This window comes from Nitrospirillum iridis (assembly GCF_014205765.1).
Classification (GTDB): domain Bacteria; phylum Pseudomonadota; class Alphaproteobacteria; order Azospirillales; family Azospirillaceae; genus Nitrospirillum; species Nitrospirillum iridis.
Genome location: NZ_JACIIZ010000021.1, coordinates 17,111 through 35,439 on the forward strand (window position 1 = coordinate 17,111; position 18,329 = coordinate 35,439).

General features: G+C 67.0%; 19 protein-coding genes. 7 read left to right on the top strand and 12 right to left on the bottom strand.

The features are described from left to right. The 3 genes from lptE (at position 1) to FHS74_RS27100 (ending at position 3,384) form a co-directional block, all read left to right on the top strand. Entirely contained in the window at positions 1–564 is a 564-nt protein-coding gene (gene lptE / locus FHS74_RS27090) for an LPS assembly lipoprotein LptE (RefSeq protein ID WP_246463404.1), read from the top strand. Positions 565–633: 69 nt separating this feature from the next. After that, positions 634–1,665, top strand: a complete 1,032-nt coding sequence (holA, locus tag FHS74_RS27095; protein WP_184807386.1) for a DNA polymerase III subunit delta — start codon at positions 634–636, stop codon at positions 1,663–1,665. A 252-nt stretch (positions 1,666–1,917) separates the two neighbouring features. Further along, positions 1,918–3,384: a beta-1,3-glucanase family protein gene (locus FHS74_RS27100; RefSeq protein WP_184807387.1), complete on the top strand. Its 1,467-nt coding sequence runs from the start codon at positions 1,918–1,920 to the stop codon at positions 3,382–3,384. An 82-nt stretch (positions 3,385–3,466) separates the two neighbouring features. Here FHS74_RS27100 and FHS74_RS27105 read toward each other — a convergent pair whose 3' ends face one another. The 7 genes from FHS74_RS27105 to FHS74_RS27135 form a co-directional block, all read right to left on the bottom strand. Then, a complete protein-coding gene (locus FHS74_RS27105; RefSeq protein ID WP_184807388.1) occupies positions 3,467–4,345 on the bottom strand; it encodes a ParB/RepB/Spo0J family partition protein in 879 nt (292 codons plus the stop codon). After that, on the bottom strand, positions 4,338–5,156 hold the full coding sequence (locus tag FHS74_RS27110) for an AAA family ATPase (RefSeq protein ID WP_184807389.1): 819 nt from the start codon (positions 5,154–5,156) through the stop codon (positions 4,338–4,340). The genes FHS74_RS27105 and FHS74_RS27110 overlap by 8 nt, the downstream gene beginning before the upstream one ends. Further along, entirely contained in the window at positions 5,146–5,754 is a 609-nt protein-coding gene (gene rsmG, locus FHS74_RS27115; RefSeq protein ID WP_184807390.1) for a 16S rRNA (guanine(527)-N(7))-methyltransferase RsmG, read from the bottom strand. Before rsmG ends, FHS74_RS27110 begins: the two co-directional genes overlap by 11 nt. After that, on the bottom strand, positions 5,751–7,655 hold the full coding sequence (gene mnmG / locus FHS74_RS27120) for a tRNA uridine-5-carboxymethylaminomethyl(34) synthesis enzyme MnmG (protein ID WP_184807391.1): 1,905 nt from the start codon (positions 7,653–7,655) through the stop codon (positions 5,751–5,753). The genes rsmG and mnmG overlap by 4 nt, the downstream gene beginning before the upstream one ends. A 108-nt stretch (positions 7,656–7,763) precedes the next feature. Then, complete coding sequence (gene mnmE / locus FHS74_RS27125) at positions 7,764–9,107, bottom strand: tRNA uridine-5-carboxymethylaminomethyl(34) synthesis GTPase MnmE (RefSeq protein WP_184807392.1); 1,344 nt, start codon at positions 9,105–9,107, stop codon at positions 7,764–7,766. A 1-nt stretch (position 9,108) separates the two neighbouring features. Continuing rightward, entirely contained in the window at positions 9,109–9,483 is a 375-nt protein-coding gene (locus FHS74_RS27130) for a (2Fe-2S) ferredoxin domain-containing protein (protein WP_184807393.1), read from the bottom strand. Continuing rightward, complete coding sequence (locus FHS74_RS27135) at positions 9,480–9,734, bottom strand: DUF6489 family protein (protein WP_184807394.1); 255 nt, start codon at positions 9,732–9,734, stop codon at positions 9,480–9,482. Before FHS74_RS27135 ends, FHS74_RS27130 begins: the two co-directional genes overlap by 4 nt. Positions 9,735–9,911: 177 nt before the next feature. Here FHS74_RS27135 and FHS74_RS27140 point away from each other — a divergent pair, with 177 nt between their 5' ends. The 4 genes from FHS74_RS27140 (at position 9,912) to FHS74_RS27155 (ending at position 14,346) form a co-directional block, all read left to right on the top strand. Then, on the top strand, positions 9,912–12,002 hold the full coding sequence (locus FHS74_RS27140) for a thioredoxin domain-containing protein (RefSeq protein WP_184807395.1): 2,091 nt from the start codon (positions 9,912–9,914) through the stop codon (positions 12,000–12,002). Between the two features lie 97 nt (positions 12,003–12,099). Beyond that, positions 12,100–12,795: a dienelactone hydrolase family protein gene (locus FHS74_RS27145; protein WP_184807396.1), complete on the top strand. Its 696-nt coding sequence runs from the start codon at positions 12,100–12,102 to the stop codon at positions 12,793–12,795. A gap of 73 nt (positions 12,796–12,868) precedes the next feature. Next, positions 12,869–13,843 (top strand): quinone oxidoreductase family protein, encoded by a 975-nt coding sequence (locus tag FHS74_RS27150; RefSeq protein ID WP_184807397.1) that lies wholly within the window; start codon positions 12,869–12,871, stop codon positions 13,841–13,843. A gap of 47 nt (positions 13,844–13,890) precedes the next feature. Next, the gene (locus tag FHS74_RS27155) at positions 13,891–14,346 is read left to right on the top strand and encodes a DUF29 domain-containing protein (protein ID WP_184807398.1); all 456 of its coding nucleotides are present in this window, start codon (positions 13,891–13,893) and stop codon (positions 14,344–14,346) included. A 1-nt stretch (position 14,347) separates the two neighbouring features. On the opposite strand, the gene dnaQ is transcribed toward FHS74_RS27155, so the two are convergent. The 5 genes from dnaQ to FHS74_RS27180 are packed head-to-tail and all read right to left on the bottom strand — an operon-like array spanning position 14,348 to position 18,132. Beyond that, on the bottom strand, positions 14,348–15,061 hold the full coding sequence (dnaQ, locus tag FHS74_RS27160; RefSeq protein ID WP_184807399.1) for a DNA polymerase III subunit epsilon: 714 nt from the start codon (positions 15,059–15,061) through the stop codon (positions 14,348–14,350). 9 nt (positions 15,062–15,070) lie between these two features. Then, positions 15,071–15,715, bottom strand: a complete 645-nt coding sequence (coaE, locus tag FHS74_RS27165; RefSeq protein ID WP_184807400.1) for a dephospho-CoA kinase — start codon at positions 15,713–15,715, stop codon at positions 15,071–15,073. A gap of 6 nt (positions 15,716–15,721) precedes the next feature. Then, on the bottom strand, positions 15,722–16,570 hold the full coding sequence (locus tag FHS74_RS27170) for a shikimate dehydrogenase (RefSeq protein WP_184807401.1): 849 nt from the start codon (positions 16,568–16,570) through the stop codon (positions 15,722–15,724). A 17-nt stretch (positions 16,571–16,587) separates the two neighbouring features. Further along, entirely contained in the window at positions 16,588–17,217 is a 630-nt protein-coding gene (locus FHS74_RS27175) for a Maf family protein (RefSeq protein WP_184807402.1), read from the bottom strand. Positions 17,218–17,223: 6 nt separating this feature from the next. Beyond that, the gene (locus tag FHS74_RS27180) at positions 17,224–18,132 is read right to left on the bottom strand and encodes a pyruvate, water dikinase regulatory protein (protein ID WP_246463405.1); all 909 of its coding nucleotides are present in this window, start codon (positions 18,130–18,132) and stop codon (positions 17,224–17,226) included. Between the last annotated feature and the right edge of the window lie 197 nt (positions 18,133–18,329).

The window sequence follows — 18,329 nt, forward strand, 5'->3', positions numbered from 1 at the left end:
ATGGCCGTGACCCGCAAGGCGCTGGCCCGTCGGCTGGCTGTGGGCGTGCTGCTGGCGGCGGGGTCCTTGGCCCTCTCCGCCTGTGGCTTCCACACGGTCTACGGTGACCACGGCGTGTCGGGCAAACCGTCCGCGGCGGCGCAGTTGGCCTCGGTGTCGATCGACATCATCCCGGACCGCATCGGCCAGATGCTGCGCAACTATCTGATCGACCGGTTCTATCAGGACAATGGCCGGCCGGTCAGCGCCGGCTACCGCCTGTCCGTGGTCCTGCGCTCCACCAAAGAAGATTTGGGCATCCAGAAAGACGCCACCGCCACCCGCTCCCGCCTGCATGTCATGGCCGACTATCAGTTGATCGACGCCAAGACCAGCAAGACGCTGTACCGCACCTCCAGCCGGGCCATCGTCAGCTACGACATCTCCGAGGCGCAGTACTCCACCATGGTGACGGAGCAGGACGCCTACGACCGCGCCCTGACCGAGCTGGCGGAGGAGATCACCACCCGCCTGGCGCTGTATTTCGACCGCGGCTCGGTGGCGCAGCCAGCCGACGCCCCGTAAGTTCCTCATCAAACGGGTATAGGGGCCGCTTCCACCCGAGGCGGCCCTTTCGTTCCCCGGGAGGCGTCCTTGAAGGTTCAGCCCCGCAACGCCGACGGCTTCTGTAAACGCCCCGACCCCGGCATCGTCGCCGTGCTGATCTACGGCCCCGACACCGGGCTGGTGCGGGAACGCGCCCAGACCCTGTCCCGCGCCATCGTTGACGACCTGCATGACCCCTTCCGCGTCAGCGACCTGAAGGCCGACCAGATGAGTGGCGACGGCGCCCGCCTGAATGATGAGATGGCGGCCATGGCGCTGACCGGCGGCCGGCGCCTGGTACGGGTGCGGGATGCCGACGAGTCCGTCACCGTGGCCTTCCAGGCGCTGTTGAAGCGGCCCGCCGCCGGCGACACGCTCGCGGTGGTGGAAGCCGGCGATCTCGGCAAATCCTCCAAGCTGCGCGCCCTGTTCGAGTCGGACGACAAGGCCGCCGCCATCGCCTGCTATGTCGAGGAGGAGGGGGAGCTGGCGGTCACCATCGGCCGCATCCTGGGGGAGCACAAGCTGACCATCGACACCGACGCCCGTGACTGGCTGGCCGCCAATTTGGTGGGCGACCGCGCCGTGGCCCGGGGGGAGGTCGACAAGCTGGCCATCTATATGATGGGCGGCAGCCGCGTGACCCTGGAGGATGTGCGCGCCGTGATCGGCGACAGCGCCGCCCTGGACATGGATGAGCCGGCCCTGGCGGCGGCGGATGGCGACCTTGCCAGCATCGACCGCGCGCTGGGCCGCCTGTTCGGGGAGGGGACAAGTCCGGTGCCCATCCTGCGCTCCGCCCAGCGCCACTTCCAGCGCCTGCAGATGGCGGTCTACCACACCACCCGGGGCCAGACGGCGCAGCAAGCGGTGAAAGCCCTGCGACCGCCGGTGTTCTTCAAGATGGAAGCGCAGATCACCAACCAGGTGCGACGCTGGACCCTGCCCAACCTGGCGCTCGCCCTGGACCGCCTGATGGATGCCGAGGCGGACTGCAAACGCACCCATATGCCTGATGAGACCTTGTGCGCCCGCGCCTTCTTCCAGGTGGCGCAGCTAGCGAGACGGTCGGGCGGCTAACCTTTATTGATCATAAATTGAATATCCGTATTGGTGCGCCCGTTTACAGGGCGCCGATTCTGCGATATGACTCAGAAATCCCCTTGCGCGGGAAGAGCATCAAAAGGATGCGATTTTACCTTTTGCTCTGACCGCTGCCTCTCCCATTTTTCAGACTTCTTTTCGCAACGACCGGGATTAGGTCGATTGCAGGCGTGCGGCCATGGGCGATCCATAAATCGTAGTTAAAAACTACTTACCATGGAGACAGTCATGAAGACCGTGACAGCCAGCCCCACTGGCGTCCCCGAGGCTCAGTTGATCCTCGATCTGACACAAACCGATCTGCCCGAAGACACACCCGTGTATTTCTATGTCATCGGTGAGGTCCAAACACCGGGCGGGAACCAATACTATTATCTGGACCAGGATTTCATACCGCGGCTAATGGTGGCATCCGACAACACCCAGAAAGCTGGAAAATTTCCCGGCATGGACAACCTACCGGCCAAGGCGCAAACCGCCTTGGCCGCCAATTACCCACTGCCTTGGGCGGACTGGAGCATCAAAGTTTCCGTTTGGTCCAATCTCATCCTTCCACTGGGCAACATCAACACCACCACGATCCCCGGCTTAGGTACCGGCACGCAGGCGTTCAGCGGCCGCATCTATGTTTCAGTGGGCGTGCCCAAGCTGCCGTTCACTGTCCAGACCGACAAGTCCGGCTGTACAGTCATCGGTTATACGGCCCCAGTGTTCGGCAACGGGACAGGTGTCGGCGGATCGCTGACCTTGTTCGACTGGATCGAATTCTCTTATGACAGCGAGGGCAATTTCAACGGTAACACCACGCAGGTGAACCAATTCGGCTTCCCGCTCTATCTCAGCGCCGAGGCCACCAGTGGTGGTCCACTGCCGGTGATGGGAGCGCTAACCACATCCAGGAACCAGATCCTAGCCACGTTGAGCACCTGGGCCGCCCCGTTCAACCCGGGAATGTTGGTCCCCGTCCCAAGTGCCGCTACAGCAGCCTATCCCGCCAATACCAGCTATCTGCGTGCGCTATCGCCAGATGAGTTGAGCAGCGCGGGACCCGGCTTGGCAAGCTACTACAACACGGTGGTCACCAGCGCCTACATCGCCTGGCAGGGAAGCCCCTTGGTGCTGACCGATCTGGCCAGCGGATCGTTCACCGGTGTGGTGTTCCCCACCAGGGGCACGGTCACCATCGCGCCGCCACCGGACTATCCGGCGGGTGCGCTGGCCTTCTACACCGGCAGCTACACCACGATGCAGGACCTGGCGACGGCCTTGAACTCCGACCAGCCGCCCGCTCTCGCCTTCTTCCTGACGGGTACGGCCAATGTCGTCACCTCCAATGAAATCTGGCAGTGCGACGGCGCCTTGGCGACCGGAGACACGGCTCAGAAGAACGTGGGCAAGATCCTGGCAGCGGCCTTCAACCGAGGCACGGTGATCAACAATGACGGTATCGTCAGCACCTCGATGACGGACGTCGACTGCGCCTGCCAGGCGAGCGGATTCTACGCCAACGGCACAACCTTCAATCCCTGGGCTTCCTATTTCCACATGATCAGTACCAACGGTTTGGCCTACGCCTTCGCTTACGACGACGTTTGCGACCAAAACCCAAGCCTGCCCCCGCCGAACCAAAGCTTGGTTGCGGCTTGGGTAAGGGTGGCGCTGGGGCCATTCAACAGCGCAGGGATTAGCAACTGAGCCTTCACAGTTACTGACAGTCCTAAAAGAAACGCCGCCAGTGCTGTCACTGACGGCGTTTCCATTCAATCTATCAACCCGCTTAGGAGTGCTTCAGCCGCGCCAGCAAGCCGTCCAACTGATCCAGATTGTTGTAATGGACGGTCAGGCTGCCGGCTTGGCCCTTGGCCTTGAGCGCCACCTTAAGGCCCAACTCGGCTGCCAGCTCTTTTTCCAACGCCAGCGTGTCGGCGGTTTTCGGCGCGGGCGCGGGACGGCTGGCGGGGTTGGCGGCATCCTTCACCAGCTGTTCCGTCTGGCGGACGTTCAGTCCGCGCTTGACGACCTCCCGCGCCAGGGCCAGCGGGTCGGCGGCGGTCAGCAGGGCGCGGGCATGGCCCATGCTGAGGCTGCCATCCTGCACCAGGGCCTTCACGCCGTCCGGCAGGGCCAGCAGGCGCAGCATGTTGGCCACGTGGCTGCGGCTCTTGCCCACGGCGCGGGCGAGATCCTCTTGCGTATGGCTGAACTCATCCATCAGGCGCTGGAACCCTTCGGCCTCTTCCAACGGCGTCAGGTCCTGGCGCTGGATGTTTTCGACCAGGGCGATTTCCAGGGCTTCGCGGTCGGTCAGCGACCGCACCACCACCGGCACCTCATGCAGGCCCGCCAGCTGGGCGGCCCGCCAGCGGCGCTCGCCGGCGATGATCTCGTACCGGGCGTTGCCGCCGGGTGCCGCCTCTTCCACCTTGCGCACCATGATGGGCTGCAGCACGCCGCGTTCGCGGACGCTGTCCACCAGGCTGCGGATGGCGTCCTCGTCAAAGTGGCGGCGCGGCTGGTAGCGGCCAGGATGCAGCAGTTCGATGGGCAGGGTGCGGGGCGCGCGGCCCTTTTCCACCGGCTCCTGTTCGTCGGCGACCTCGGCGAAAAGCGCGGACAGGCCGCGCCCCAGGTTGCTGCGCTTCTTCATTTCATCCATGGACTGACTGCCGGTTACGCTCACGCTTCAAAACCTCTCCCGCCAAATGAATGTAGGCCTGGGCGCCGGCCGACTTCAGGTCATAGAGCAGCACGGGCTTGCCGTGGCTGGGCGCCTCCGAGACGCGGACATTGCGGGGAATGACCGTCTCGTACACTTTCTCACCGAAGAAGCCGCGCACATCAGCGGCCACCATGTCGGACAGGTTGTTGCGCCGGTCGAACATGGTCAGCACCACGCCCTGGATTTCCAGCGACGGGTTGAAGGTGCGCTTCACCCGCTCGATGGTGCGGATCAGTTGCGACAAACCTTCCAAGGCATAGAACTCACACTGCAAGGGCACCAGCACCGAATCGGCCGCCGCCAGGGCGTTCAGGGTCAGCAACCCCAGGGCTGGTGGGCAGTCGATCAAGATATAGTCGTAATCCGCCACCACATGGGCCAGAGCGTCGCGCAGGCGGAACTCACGCCGCTCCAGCTCCACCAATTCAAGCTCGGCCCCTGACAGGTCGGCGGACGCCGTGACGATGAACAGCTTGGGAATGCTGGTGCCGCGCACCGAGGCGGCCACCGTCGTCTCCCCAAACAGCAGCTCATAGGTACCGGCGCCCCGGTCCGTCCGGCCAATGCCCAGGCCGGTGGAGGCGTTGCCCTGGGGGTCGTTGTCGACGATCAGCACCCGCTTGCCGGTGGCGGCGAGGGCCGTGCCCAGATTGATGGTGGTCGTGGTCTTGCCCACGCCGCCCTTCTGGTTGGCAAGGGCCAGGATGCGCGCGCGCTTGGGCGCGGCGGAGGAGGCGTCAGCGGGCACGGGCGATCTCACCAAGAATAAGGATGGTCCCCGAGGCGTCGGTCATGCTGGGGATTTGGGAGACGGTCATTGTCCAGGATTCGGCGGCGAGGGTCAATTCATCGGCGGCCGTCCTGCCCTTAAGGAAGAGGCAATGGCCGCCCGGCTTCAGGAAGCGGTGCCCCCATTCCAGCAGGTCCGGCAGGGCCGCCAGCGCGCGGGCCGTGACCACGTCGGCCGCGATGTCCGGCGCCTGCTCGATACGCTGGGCATGCACGGTGACAGGGGTGCCGGTGGCCCGCGCCACCTCGCGCAGGAAGGTGGCCTTGCGCGTGTCGCTTTCGATCATGTGCACGTCGGGCACACCCAGGATGGCCATGACCAGCCCGGGGAAGCCGGCGCCGCTGCCCATATCGACCTGGGTGCGGGTGTTCGGGGGCAGCAAGGCGTACAGCTGGGCACTGTCGGCCATGTGCCGTTCCCAGACCTCCGCCACCGTGGACTTGGCCACCAGATTGATGGCGGGGTTCCACTTGGCCAGCAGCTGGGCGTAGACGGTGAGCCGATCCAGTGTTTCACGTGAAACACCGAACCGGGCGGCGAAATCAGCGGGGGTCATGCGGCGCTCGTGCTATCAGCGACGGGGGTGGGGGCATCGTTCACGGCGCGAACCGGCCGCTTCTTCACATGGCGCAATAGCGCGGTCAGCGCCGCCGGTGTCATGCCGGGGATGCGGGCGGCAGCACCCAGCGTGGCCGGCCGCACCTGACGCAGCTTGGTGCGGATTTCGGCGGACAGCGAGGCGATGGCATCCACATCCAGATCCGGGGGCAGGGCCAAGGCCTCATCCCGGCGGAAGGCGCGGATATCAGCCTCCTGCCGGTCCAAATAGCCGGCATAGCGGCCGTCGATTTCCACCTGTTCGGCGATTTCGGGGGCGAAGCCGTTCAGCTCCGGCCAAATGGCGCCCAGCCGGGCCAGATCGATCTCGGGATACCGTAGCAGATCGGCGACGCTGCGACGCACGCCATCCTGGTTGATGGTGAGGCCGTGCTTCGCCAGCTCATTGGGCGTGGCCGCCAGGCTGCCGGCGAGGTCCCGGGCGTGGTCCAGGGCGGCCAGCTTGGCGCCGAAGGCGGCGGCCCGCGCCTCTCCCACGCAGCCCAGCGACAGGCCGCGCGGCGTCAGGCGCTGGTCGGCGTTGTCGGCGCGGAGCAGCAGGCGGTATTCCGCCCGGCTGGTGAACATGCGATAGGGTTCGGCGGTGCCCCGGGTGATGAGGTCGTCGATCATCACCCCGATATAGGATTCCGCCCGATCCAGCACGAAGGGGGCCGAACCGGAAACGGCCAAGGCGGCGTTGAGGCCGGCGACCAAGCCCTGGGCCGCCGCCTCCTCATACCCCGTGGTGCCGTTGATCTGGCCAGCCAGGAACAGGCGGGGCAGGCGGCGCGTCTCCAGCGTCGGTCCCAACTCACGCGGGTCGACATAATCGTATTCGATGGCATAGCCCGGGCGCAGCATGGTGACGCGCTCCAGCCCGGGAATGGCCTTCAGGATCTCCAGCTGCACATCGCGGGGCAGGGAGGTGGAGATGCCGTTGGGATAGACGGTGTCATCGTCCAGCCCCTCCGGCTCCAGGAAGATCTGGTGCCGTTCCTTGTCGGCGAAGCGGACGATCTTGTCCTCCACCGACGGGCAGTAGCGCGGGCCGATGCCCTCGATCTGGCCGGAGTACATGGGCGCGCGGTGCAGGTTGGCGCGGATCACCTCATGGACACGCGCCGTGGTCCAGGTGATATGGCAGGACACCTGGGGCGTGGTGATCCTGGTCGTCAGGTAGGAGAAGGGCGGGGGCGGATCATCGCCCGGCTGCGCTTCCAACGCAGCCCAATCGATGGTGCGGCCATCCAGGCGCGGCGGCGTCCCGGTCTTGAGCCGGCCCAAGGGGAAGCCGACGCGCATCAGCGTGTCGGACAGGCCCAGCGCCGGCGCCTCACCCACCCGCCCGGCGGGGATTTTCTCCTCGCCGATGTGGATCAGGCCGCGCAGGAAGGTGCCGGTGGTCAGCACCACGGCCCCCGCCATTACCGTTTCGCCGCTGGCGGTGACAATGCCGGCCACGCGGCCAGCGGCGTCGATCACCAGATCCTCCACGGCGGCCGCCACCAGGGTCAGGTTCTCCTGTTCCCCCAGGATGGCCTGCATGGCCTGGCGGTACAGCTTGCGGTCCGCCTGGGCGCGCGGGCCGCGCACCGCCGGCCCCTTGGATTTGTTCAGGACACGGAACTGGATGCCGGCACGGTCGGTGACCCGACCCATGACGCCATCCATGGCATCAATCTCGCGGACAAGATGGCCCTTACCCAGGCCGCCGATGGCCGGGTTGCAGCTCATCTCCCCGACGGTGTCGAGCCGATGGGTGTACAGGGCGGTGCGGGCGCCCAGCCGCGCGGCGGCGGCGGCGGCTTCGCAGCCGGCATGGCCGGCGCCAACCACGATGACGTCATAGGTATGCATGGCGCCGGACTTTAGGGGTGGCGGCGGTATGAGTCAAAGGCCGGCAGGGGATGTCGGCCATGATTCCGGCGGGAGGCCGATGTTTCACGTGAAACATCGGCGCCGCGTTCATTTGCCGATGCAGAAATCCCGGAAGATCACGTCCAGCAAATCTTCCACATCCACCCGGCCGGTGATCCGGCCCAGCGCGCGGGCCGCCAGGCGGGCATCCTCCGCCGCCAACTCCGGCATGCCCGCCCCCAGCGCGCGGACCAAACTGGCCCGGCACTCCTCCAAGGCCTGGCGGTGCCGGGCGCGGGTGAGGGAAGGGGCGGCCCCGGGCGCCAGCCGATCCGCCACCGTCCGTTCCAAGGCCGCCAACAGGGCCGCGAGTCCGTCCCCGGTGGTGGCGGAGACCGCGATGGCCGGGTGTCCCGCCACCCTCTCAGGAACCTGGGCGCACAGGTCACGCTTGTTCAGCACCACCAAGGAATCACCATCGGCCAAGGCGAGTGTGGCGTCCGCACCAGCGTCGATGTTCCACGTGGAACAATCCAGCACCAGCAGCTTGAGGTCCGCCTTCTCCGCCCGGGCGAGCGCCCGGCGGATGCCCTCGCGCTCGATCTCATCGGCGGCATCGCGCAACCCGGCCGTATCGGCCAGCAGAACCGGGAAGCCGCCCAAATCCAGATGCACCTCGATGACGTCGCGCGTCGTGCCAGCGGTGGCGGAGACGATGGCGGCGTCGCGCCGCGCCAACGCGTTCAGCAGGCTGGACTTGCCGGCGTTGGGTGCGCCCAGGATGGCGATGGAAAAGCCATCGCGCAGCCGCTCACCGCGATGCCCATCGGCCAGATGGGCGCCGATTTCATCAATCAAGCCGGTGAGAACGGGAACCACCGCCGGGGCCACCCCTTGCGGCAGATCCTCATCCGGAAAGTCGATGTCAGCCTCCAGATGGGCCAGCGCCCGCACCAGACGGTGGCGCCATCCGTCGTACAAGGCGCCCAGCGCGCCCTCCATTTGGCGCAGGGCCTGGCGCCGCTGGGCGGCGGTCTCCGCGTCCACCAGGTCGGCGATGGCCTCAGCCTCCGTCAGATCCAGCTTGCCGGCCTCGAAGGCCCGGCGGCTGAACTCCCCCGGCTCCGCCAAGCGCAGGCCCTGGGCGGTCAGGGCGTCCGTGGCGGCGGCCAGCACGGCGCGGCCACCGTGCAAATGCAGTTCCGCCACGTCTTCCCCGGTGAAACTGTCCGGCCCGGGGAACCACAGCACCAGCGCCTGATCGAAGACCTCACCATCCGCCCCCCTCAATCGGGCCAGCATGGCGCGGCGGGCAGGGGGCAGGGGCCGACCCGTCAGTGACGCCAGGGTGGTGCCGGCCGCGGGACCGGACAGGCGGATGACCTGAAGTCCGCCGCGGCCGGGGGCGGAGGCCAGGGCGAAGATGGTGTCGAGGGTGTAGAGGGAAGACATCTTAATCGGCGGCCGCCACCTTGCGGGCCCGCTGCGCCGGCACCTTCTCATCCGGATGCAGCATCAGACGATCGACGCGGCCCCCCTCCACCAGATGGGTTCGCACGATCTCATCCACATCGCCGGTGGTGGCGCAGGTGTACCAGACCCCCTCGGGATAGATCACCAGCGTCGGCCCCAGCTCGCAGCGGTCCAGGCACCCGGCGGCGTTCACCCGCACACGCTTGCCAAGGCCCGCGTCCTTGGCGGCGGCCTTCATATGGTCGCGCAGGGCCTCCGACCCCTTTTCCTTGCAGCAGCCCCGGGGATGGCCCGCCGGCCGCTCATTGGTGCAAAAGAAAACATGCCGGTCGAAATAAGGTGCGGGATCGGTCACTTGGCATCCTTTCCCCCGCCCATGGCGGAGGTCATCTGGTTCCACATCATTTTCTGCATCTGCTCGAAGCCCTGGATGCCCACGGGCAGCCAGGTCTTGAGCAGGGCATCCGGGTCCATGGCGGCCAGGTTGGCGCTGATGCGGTCCTGCATCTGCCGCATCAGGGCGTCCTGCATGGGCTTCACGTCCGGCAGGCCTAAGAAAGCACGCGCCTCTTCCGGGGTGCAATCGACGTCGACGGTGATTTTCATGGGACGGACCTTCCTGTTCGGGTGGGCTTGAGAGGCAACGCGCCGGGAAACGCATCGGAGTTATACACCCGGAATGACGCCTCTTTTTTCTGACCTTCACTGTAGCGGACGCTACAGTGGGGGCAAAGCGGCACCGAACCATTCAACGACCGCATCCTTAAAAGAGCGTGGAAACCCATGTCGGCACCGGACAGCAATCCCTCTCCAGCGGAAAACCTGCTGGTTCATGAAACCAGCCCCTATCTGCTGCAGCACAAGGACAATCCGGTGCACTGGCGCGCCTGGGGGCCGGAGGCGTTCGCCGAGGCGCGGGCCTCGGGCAAGCCCGTCCTGCTGTCGGTGGGTTATGCCGCCTGCCACTGGTGCCACGTCATGGCGCACGAAAGCTTCGAGAACGAGGCCATCGCCCAGCTGATGAACACCCTATTCGTCAACATCAAGGTGGACCGGGAGGAGCGTCCGGACGTGGACCAGGTCTACCAGCAGGCCCTGTCCCTGTTGGGCCAGCAGGGCGGCTGGCCGCTCACCATGTTCCTCACCCCAAAGGGGGAGCCCTTCTGGGGCGGCACCTACTTCCCACCGTCCAGCCGTTACGGCCGGCCCGGCTTCCCCGACGTGCTGCGCGGCGTGGCCGAGACCTACGCGCAGGACCCGGGCAAGGTGGGCCGCAACGTGAAGGCCCTGGGCGACGCGCTGACCCGCCTGTCGCGGGGCAACCCCGGCGGCGCCATCACCGGGGCCGCCCTGAACGCGGTGGCCGACCGCCTGGTGCGCGAGGTCGACCCCTTCCTGGGCGGCATCAACGGCGCCCCCAAATTCCCGCAGCCCAGCATCTTCGACCTGCTGTGGCGGGCCCATCTGCGTACCGGCCGCGGCGACCTTCGCGACGCCGTCATCACCACGCTGACCCACATGGCCAACGGCGGCATCTACGACCATTTGGCCGGCGGCTTCGCCCGTTATTCCACGGACGAGCAGTGGCTGGTCCCCCATTTCGAGAAGATGCTGTACGACAACGCCCAGCTGGTGGCGCTGATGACCCAGGTGTGGCAGGGCACGCGGGACCCGCTGCTGGAGGTCCGCGTCCGCGAAACCGTGGGATGGGTGCTGAATGAGATGAAGGTGCCGGGCGGGGGCTTCGGCGCGACGCTGGACGCGGATAGCGAGGGGGAGGAGGGTCGTTTCTACGTCTGGCGCAAGGCGGACATCGACCGCCTGCTGGGCGACGATGCCGAGCTGTTTTGCGCCCACTATGACGTCACCGAGCTGGGCAACTGGGAAGGCCACACCATCCTGAACCGGCGCACACCCCTGGCGCCGGGCAGCGCGGAGGAAAACCGCCTGGCCCATGCCCGCGCCCGCCTGCTGAAGGCGCGGGCGCTGCGCATCCGCCCAGGCTGGGACGACAAGATGCTGGCCGATTGGAACGGCCTGATGATCGCCGCCCTGGCCCGCGCCGGCTTCGTCTTCGAGCAGCCCCGCTGGATCGAGGCCGCCATCGACGCCTATGGCCATGTTGTAACAAGCCTGCATCACACTGGCGGTGCCGAGGATGGCACGGGCGGCCTGGACCGCCTGTACCACAGCGGTCGCGGCGGCCGACCCCGCCATGCCGGTCTGCTGGAAGATTACGCCAACATGGGAAAGGCGGCGCTGACCTTGCATGAGATCACCGGCGACACAGCCTTCCTGGACCAGGCGGTGCGCTGGACCGAGACGCTGGACCGGCATTTCTGGGATGAGGGCGACGGCGGCTATTTCACCACGGCGGACGATGTGGGCGACCTGCTGGTGCGGCCCCGCCATGCCCATGACAACGCCGTGCCGGCCGGCAACGGCACCCAGCTGGGCAACCTGACGCGCCTGTGGCTGCTGACCGGGCAGGACCGCTACCGCGCCCGGGCCGACGCGCTGATGTCCGCTTTCAGCGGCGAACTGGAGCGCAACTTCTTCCCCCTGTCGACCTTCCTCAACATGGCGGAACTGCTGCTGGGCGGGGTGCATGTGGTGCTGGTGGGCGAGGGCGACGATTTGGAGCCCTTCAACGCCATATTGCGTACTCAATCCCGGCCCACGCTGGTGGTCAGCCGCCTGGCGCCGGGACAAAATTTGCCGGAACCTCACCCGGCGGCGGGCAAGACCATGGTTAATGGCCGGGCGACCGCCTATGTCTGTCAGGACATGCGGTGTTCTTTGCCGGTGACCGAACCGGACGCCTTGGCCGACCTGCTGGCCGCGGCCCTGCCGGCCGGTGACCCCGTTTTGTGATGGGCGTCCGGGTGACAGACCACCAGACGACGGTTATTATAAAACGATGCGTGTTTTAACCATAAGTGTTTAACAACCAAATCAAAGGGGTAGTGCCATGACCACAGTGACGATCGAAGCCACCGATGGCGGCAGTTTCGGCGGGTACCTGGCGATCCCGAGCAGCGGCGCGGGGCCCGGCCTGGTGCTCATCCAGGAGATCTTCGGCGTCAACGCCAACATGCGCGCGCTCTGCGACCATTACGCCGCCCTGGGCTACACCGCCCTGTGTCCCGACCTCTTCTGGCGGCAGGAACCGGGCGTGCAGTTGACCGACAAGACCGAGGCCGAATGGCAGCGGGCCTTCCAGCTGTACAATGGCTTCAGCGAGGCCAGCGGCGTTGAGGACCTGATCGCCACCGTCAACTTCCTGCGCGAGCATGAGGCCACCGGCCGCAAGGTGGGCACGCTGGGCTATTGCCTGGGCGGCAAGCTGGCCTTCCTGATGGCCACCCGCTCGGACGCCGACGCCAACGTCAGCTACTATGGCGTGGGCCTGGACAATGCCGTCGGTGAGATCAGCGCCATCACCAAGCCGCTGCTGCTGCACACCGCCGGCAAGGACAAATTCTCCTCCGACGAGGTGCGGGAGAAGGTGAGCGCGGCCATCACCGGCAACCACCTGATCACCCAGCATGTGTATGCCGAGCAGGACCACGCCTTCGCCCGCGTGGGTGGCCAGCATTACGATGCCGCCGCCGCCGACCTCGCCAACCAGCGCACGGCCGCCTTCCTGAAAGAGACGCTGTCTTAAGCTTCTCCCTCAAGGTCGGGCGCCACCCGCCCGACCCGTTCCCCTCATCGCCCAAGAGCTTCAGGAGCCTGACATGGTCCACGCCATCCGTATCCACCAGACCGGCGGCCCGGAGGTGATGAAGTGGGAAGAGGTGTCGGTGGGTGAGCCCGGCCCCGGCCAGGTCCGCCTGCGCCAGACGGCGGTGGGCCTGAACTACATCGACGTCTATGTCCGCACCGGCCTCTACAAGAACCCGTTGCCGCTGATCCCCGGCATGGAGGCCGCGGGCGTAGTGGAGGCGGTGGGGCCGGATGTTCAAGACATCAAGGTCGGCGACCGCGTCGGCTATTGCACCGGCGGCACCGGCGGCTATGCCGAGGCGCGGCTGTATCCAGCCGACCGCCTGATCCACCTGCCGGACGGCATCGATGATCAGACCGGCGCCGCCATGCTGCTGCAGGGCCTGACCGCCCACTATCTGCTTCACCGGACCTTCCCGGTGAAGCCAGGCCAGACCATCCTGTTCCATGCCGCCGCCGGCGGCGTGGGGCTGATCGCCTGCCAGTGGGCCAAGGCCATGGGCGCCACCGTCATCGGCACGGTGGGGTCGGACGAGAAGGCGGAACTGGCCCGGGCCAACGGCTGCGACCACACCATCGTCTATACGCGCGAGAACTTCGTGGAGCGGGTGAAGCAGATCACCGATGGCCAGGGTGTGCCCGTCGTCTATGACAGCATCGGCAAGGACACCTTCTACCAGAGCCTGGATTGCCTCAGCCGCCTGGGCACCATGGTCAGCTTCGGCAACGCCTCGGGCCCCGTGGGTGCCGTCGACATCGGCATCCTGAACACCAAGGGCTCACTGTTCCTGACCCGGCCGTCGCTGGGCGGCTACGTCGCCACCACCAAGGAACTGCGCGACAGCGCCAATGACCTGTTCGCCGCCGTGCTGTCGAACAAGGTGAAGATCGACGTGCGCCAGACCTTCGCCCTGAAGGACGCCGCCCAGGCCCACATCGCCCTGGAATCCCGCCGCACCACCGGCTCCACCGTGCTGCTGCCGTAAAATCGCGGTATAGTACGGGTGGCCCTGAGGTCACCGGAGGCACCGACATGCCTGATTCCAGAAACCCTCTCTACGATCAGGATTTCTATGCCTGGGCGACCGAGCAGGCCGCCCTGCTGCGGGCGGGCAAACTGGCCGACGCCGATGTCGCCCACATCGCGGAGGAGATCGAGAGCATGGGCCGGACCGAAAAGCGCGAACTGATCAGCCGCCTGACGGTCCTGCTGCTCCATCTTCTGAAATGGCAATTCCAGCCCACCCATCGAGGCCCGTCCTGGCGCCTGTCCATCGCCAACGCGCGCGATGACCTGACGGATCATCTGGGCGACAATCCCAGCCTGAAATCACAACTGGATGTGTCCGTCGCCTCGGCCTACCGACGCGCCCGTCGCCAGGCGTCGATGGAGACCGGCCACCCCGAGAACCGCTTCCCCGAGATCTGCCCCTGGGCCTACAGCCAGTTCATGGCGGAAGATTTCTGGCCCCAGTCCGATGCCGACTGAGCTATGCGCCGGATGAGACCGCCGCCGGCTCCTCGCCCGCCAGCCACAGCGGCGACTTGATGGACTTGAGAAAGGCGGCGTGGGCTTCCAGCTCTTCCGCCGAGGCCGCGTGGGGGCGGGGGGCACGGTAGGCCCTGCTTTCCTCGACCACCGCCAGGCCGACCTCCGCCACCTTGACGGTGGCGCCCAGCACCAGGTCGGGCTGGCGGCCGCCCAGCAGTTCCAGGTAGACCTCGGCCAGAAGTTGGGCGTCGAGCAGGGCGCCGTGATAGGTGCGGCCGGAATTGTCCACGCCGAAGCGGCGGCACAGGGCATCCAGGCTGGCCGGCGCGCCGGGGAAACGCTTGCGCGCCATGACCACGGTATCGATCGACCGGGACATGGGCATGGTCTTCAGACCCAGCCGCGTGAACTCCGCGTTCAGGAAGGCCATGTCGAAGCTGGCGTTGTGGATGATCAACGGGCTGTCCTGGATGAAATCCAGAAAGTCGCCGACGACCGCCGCGAACACCGGCTTGTCCGCCAGGAAGGCGGACGACAGGCCGTGCACCGCCTCGGCCTCCGCCGGCATGTCACGCTCCGGGTTGAGGTAGGCGTGCCAGCTGTTGCCTGTCGCGACATGGTTCAGCAGTTCCACGCAGCCGATTTCCACCACGCGATCGCCGCTCAGCGCGTTGACGCCGGTGGTTTCGGTATCGAGAACGATTTCGCGCATGGAAACGGACTACCTGGCTCTGTGGATCACGGCGGGGCGGGACCGGGGCGGCCATATCCGGCCACGCTGCCCGGACAGCAGTGTGACGATGGCGGCCAGCCGCCGCAAGGTCAGCGCGCGGCCCAGGCCCGTGGGCACGACGAAATCCGCCCGGCGCCGCTTTTCGGCATCGGGCATCTGCCGGCGCAGGATGACCGCCAGCTTGGCCGGGGTCATGCCCGGCCGGGCCAGCACCCGGCTGCGCTGCAGGCTGAGCGGCGCGGAAACGACGGCCACCCGGTCGCAATGCGCCTGACCGCCGGTTTCGAACAATAGGGGCACGTCCAGCACCGCCACCCTGGCACCGGAGGCCGCGGCCCTGCGCAGGAAGCGCTCGCGGGCGCGGCCCACCAGGGGGTGGACGATGGCTTCCAGCCGCCTCAGCGCCGGGCTGTTGCCCATGACCGCCGCCGACAACAGCTGCCGGTCCACCGCCCCGTCCCGCACCACCCCGGGGAAGGCCCGGGCGATGGGGGCCACCGCCTCCCCGCCCTTGGCGTAAAGGCGATGCACGGTGGCGTCGCTGTCATGCACGGGGCAACCCAGGCGGCGCAGCATGGCGGCGGCCGTCGACTTGCCCATGCCGATAGACCCGGTGAGGCCCAGCACCATCATCGGGCGTCAGTCCCCGAACACGGCGCGGTACAGGGCATCGGTCACCACCGGCGCCCGGCCGAACCAGGCCTCGAAGCCCGGCCGGCCCTGGTGCAGCAGCATACCCCGACCATCGACCGTGACATTGCCCCGCGCCCGGGCCGCAACCAGCAGCGGCGTGTCGACGGGCGTGTAGACGATGTCGGTCACCACCGCGTCCAGCGGCAACGCCTCCAGATCAAGGTCCAGCGGCGACTGGCCCGCCATGCCCTGGGTGGTCGCGTTGGCCACCAGGCCGGCACCGGAAAGCGCGTCCCGCCGCTCCTCCCAGGCCATGGCCGTTATCGGGCACTGGATGCCGCCGCCCAGGTCGGCCACCAGCTCCCGCGCCCGGGCCAGGGTGCGGTTCACCAGGCGGATCTCCGGCACGCCGGCATCGGCCAGGGCCACGACCAGCGACCGGGCGGCACCGCCGGCACCGATGATGACGGCGGGTCCCGCCGTCGCCGCCCAATCCGGCGCGCCGGCCTTCAGGTTCCCGATGAAGCCGAAGCCGTCGGTGTTGCGGCCCTCCAAGGTGCCGTCCGCGTGCACGATGACGGTGTTGACGGCACCCATGCGCCGGGCCGTCTCATCCACCCAGTCCACGGTACGGAACGCGGCCTCCTTGTGGGGAACGGTGACGTTGCAGCCGACGAAGCCCAGGGCGGGCAGGGCGCGCAGGGCTTGCTCGATCCGGTCGGGCGGTACGGCCAGGGGCACGTAGGCGCCATCAATGCCGTATTCCGCCAGCCAATGCCCATGCAGGCGCGGGCTGCGGCTGTGCCCCACCGGCCAGCCCATGACGCCGGCCACTCTCGCCTTGCCACTTATCATGACGGAAAATCCGCTTCTCAGCTGGGCAACACGCCGCGAACCCGCAGGAAACCCAGCAGGGGCAGCAGCGGCAGGCCCAGGATGGTGAAATGGTCACCGGCCACGCGGGTGAACAGCTGGGCGCCCAGGGCCTCCAGCTGGTAACCGCCCACCGATGTCAGCACGGCGTCGCCGGTGGCATCCAGATAGCGCTCGATGAACGTGTCGCTCAGCGGACGCATGGTCAGCTTGGCCTGGTCGGTCTGGTGCCAGATGCGGCTGTTGTTGTGGAACAGCACGGCGGTGGTGACCAGGCGATGGGTGCGGCCCGACAGGGCGCGCAACTGCTCCGCGGCACCGGCGCGATCCTCCGGCTTGTCGAACCAGCGGCCCTCACACTCCAACATCTGGTCCGCGCCGATGACGTAGGCGCCCGGCACCTTGGCCGCCACCCGCGAGGCCTTCAGGTCGGCCAGCGCTTCGGCCGTCTCTTCCACCGTCAGGCCAGCGGCCTTGCAGGAGAGCTTGACCTCCTCCTCATCCACGCCGGGCCGGTGGGCCACGACTTCCAAGCCGGCCTGGCGCAGCAGGCTGACGCGCGTCAGGCTGCCCGACGCCAACACCACCGGCTGTGACGACAGGGCCGGCGGAAAATCTTCAGACGACATGAATATTCACATTCCCGAATGCGGCAGGCGGGGCGACAGGCGCGGCCCTTCGGCCGGCTCCCCCACCGGGTTGATGGGTTCCGCCCCCGCCGGCCGGCGGCGCGCCAGCAGCATGAGGATTTCAGCCGCCGTCTCCTCGATGGAGCGGCGGGTGACGTCGAGAACGGGCCAGCCCTTGCGGCTGTAGAGGCGCCGCGCCTCCGACAACTCGGACCGCACCTGTTCGGGATCGACGTAGCTGGTCTCCTCCCCCTGGTTCAACAGGCGCAACCGGTTGCGGCGGATTTGGATCAGGCGCTCCGGGTCCTTGGTCAGGCCCACCACCAGCGGACGGGACACCTGGTCCAGCTCGGGCGGCAGGGGACAGCCGGGAACGAAGGGGATGTTGGCCGCCTTGATGCCGCGATTGGCCAGATAGATGCAGGTCGGCGTCTTGGAGGTGCGCGACACGCCCACCAGGATGACGTCGGCCTGATGCAGTTCCCACGCCGTCTGGCCGTCATCATGGCCCAGGGCGAAGTCCATGGCGTCGATTCGGCTGAAATATTCAGCATCCAGGGCGTGCTGGCGGCCCGGCTGGCTCTGCGACTCCAGGCCCAGATATGCGGCCAGGGAGTTGATCAAATGGTCCAGCACCGGGACGCAGGGCGTGCCGATCTCGCGGCAGGTCTCCTGCAAACGGCGGCGCAGCCGCTCATTCACCAGGGTGAACATCACCAGGCCCGGGTTATCGCGGATACCGTCGATGACCATTTCCAGCTGCCGCTCGGTGCGGACCAGGTTCCAGAAATGTTCGACGGGCTCCACCTGGTCGAACTGCGAGACGCAGGCGCGGGCCACGGAGTTGATGGTCTCACCCGTGGCGTCGGACACCAGGTGCAGGTGGAATTCCTTGGTTTGAGGCGTCTGGGTCAAGGGCGTCGCTCCCGGCAACGGAAAAACAAACCTGTGGGCCTTATCTGGGGACAACCGGCGGACAATCCGGGAAAAACCCGGGTTCGCGGGATCCCATTTCCTTTTCATACAGGCTTGCCGGGATCCCATACGAGGAAAACCCGGATCTGGACAAAGGTCCGTCACCCCTTTGAACAACCGGTGGCGTCGTCGGTCGC

Coding starts and splice junctions, on each gene's coding strand:
- lptE (WP_246463404.1), top strand. CDS start 1: ATGGCCGTGACCCGCAAGGCGCTGGCCCGTCGGCTGGCTGTGGGCGTG.
- FHS74_RS27100 (WP_184807387.1), top strand. CDS start 1,918: ATGAAGACCGTGACAGCCAGCCCCACTGGCGTCCCCGAGGCTCAGTTG.
- FHS74_RS27105 (WP_184807388.1), bottom strand. CDS start 4,345: ATGGATGAAATGAAGAAGCGCAGCAACCTGGGGCGCGGCCTGTCCGCG.
- rsmG (WP_184807390.1), bottom strand. CDS start 5,754: ATGACCCCCGCTGATTTCGCCGCCCGGTTCGGTGTTTCACGTGAAACA.
- mnmG (WP_184807391.1), bottom strand. CDS start 7,655: ATGCATACCTATGACGTCATCGTGGTTGGCGCCGGCCATGCCGGCTGC.
- mnmE (WP_184807392.1), bottom strand. CDS start 9,107: ATGTCTTCCCTCTACACCCTCGACACCATCTTCGCCCTGGCCTCCGCC.
- FHS74_RS27135 (WP_184807394.1), bottom strand. CDS start 9,734: ATGAAAATCACCGTCGACGTCGATTGCACCCCGGAAGAGGCGCGTGCT.
- FHS74_RS27140 (WP_184807395.1), top strand. CDS start 9,912: ATGTCGGCACCGGACAGCAATCCCTCTCCAGCGGAAAACCTGCTGGTT.
- FHS74_RS27145 (WP_184807396.1), top strand. CDS start 12,100: ATGACCACAGTGACGATCGAAGCCACCGATGGCGGCAGTTTCGGCGGG.
- FHS74_RS27150 (WP_184807397.1), top strand. CDS start 12,869: ATGGTCCACGCCATCCGTATCCACCAGACCGGCGGCCCGGAGGTGATG.
- FHS74_RS27155 (WP_184807398.1), top strand. CDS start 13,891: ATGCCTGATTCCAGAAACCCTCTCTACGATCAGGATTTCTATGCCTGG.
- dnaQ (WP_184807399.1), bottom strand. CDS start 15,061: ATGCGCGAAATCGTTCTCGATACCGAAACCACCGGCGTCAACGCGCTG.
- coaE (WP_184807400.1), bottom strand. CDS start 15,715: ATGATGGTGCTGGGCCTCACCGGGTCTATCGGCATGGGCAAGTCGACG.
- FHS74_RS27170 (WP_184807401.1), bottom strand. CDS start 16,570: ATGATAAGTGGCAAGGCGAGAGTGGCCGGCGTCATGGGCTGGCCGGTG.
- FHS74_RS27175 (WP_184807402.1), bottom strand. CDS start 17,217: ATGTCGTCTGAAGATTTTCCGCCGGCCCTGTCGTCACAGCCGGTGGTG.